Here is an 861-nt window from a genome sequence, read left to right as displayed (position 1 = left end):
ATGAAGCAATGGATCGACTGCTGGTCGATCTTTTCCTGGAGTCGTACCGCAAGCCCCCGCGCAAGATCTGGCTCGACCTGGATGCGACGGATGATCCGCTGCACGGTCAGCAGGAAGGGCGTTTTTTCCACGGCTACTACCGCTGCTATTGCTACCTGCCGCTGTACATCTTCAGTGGTGAGCACCTGCTGTGCGCCCGGTTGCGTACGGCGGACAAGGATGCCTCATCAGGCAGTGTGGACGAATTGCAACGCATCGTGGGTCAGATTCGCGCACGTTGGCCAAAGACACGGATCATCATTCGCGCAGACTCGGGTTTCTGCCGTGACGCGATCATGGCCTGGTGCGAGGCCAACGACGTGGGCTATGTTCTGGGTCTGGCGCGCAACAAGCGCCTGCAACAGGCCTTGGGCAAAGAAATGGAAGAGGCCCGCCTGGCCTGTGAGCGCACCGGCGAGGCCGCCCGGTGTTTCCGTGACTTCCGCTACCGCACGCGCAAATCCTGGTCCTGTGAACGGCGGGTGATCGGCAAGGCCGAATACCTGCCGGGCAAGGCCAATCCGCGTTTTGTCGTCACTAACCTGAGCACCCGTGACGCGGATGCCCAACATTTATACGAAGATCTTTACTATGCCCGTGGCGAGATGGAGAACCGGATCAAGGAGCAGCAACTGGGACTGTTCGCCGATCGCATCGTTTTCGTACACCACCCATCCAGAAACTGACCGGCCCAGTAGGGGGAAACGTAACCCCAGAAGAACTGGAACGCCTCCTTCAGCAGGTAGGCCCGCACGCTGCGAAGGTTGTACTGCAGCAGTTCCGCCAGCCTGCTCTCCTGCGCATCGGTCAAATGTTCCGGTC

The 861-nt window shown here is 59.7% G+C and carries 1 protein-coding gene and 1 pseudogene; one reads left to right on the top strand and one right to left on the bottom strand.

The annotated features are described in order from the left end of the window. A pseudogene (locus tag ACOCD2_RS22735) lies at nucleotides 1–692 on the top strand (IS1380 family transposase); the annotation flags it as partial. Here ACOCD2_RS22735 and ACOCD2_RS22730 read toward each other — a convergent pair. Next, on the bottom strand, nucleotides 629–850 hold the full coding sequence (locus ACOCD2_RS22730; protein ID WP_293690129.1) for a transposase: 222 nt from the start codon (nucleotides 848–850) through the stop codon (nucleotides 629–631). The pseudogene ACOCD2_RS22735 and the gene ACOCD2_RS22730 overlap by 64 nt on opposite strands. Between the last annotated feature and the right edge of the window lie 11 nt (nucleotides 851–861).

Origin of the sequence: Thiolapillus sp. (assembly GCF_048562965.1) — a bacterium.
GTDB classification, from domain to species: Bacteria; Pseudomonadota; Gammaproteobacteria; order Chromatiales; family Chromatiaceae; genus Thiolapillus; species Thiolapillus brandeum_A.
The sequence above is the reverse complement of the archived record's forward strand: the minus strand, read 5'-3'. Positions and strand labels throughout refer to the sequence as shown.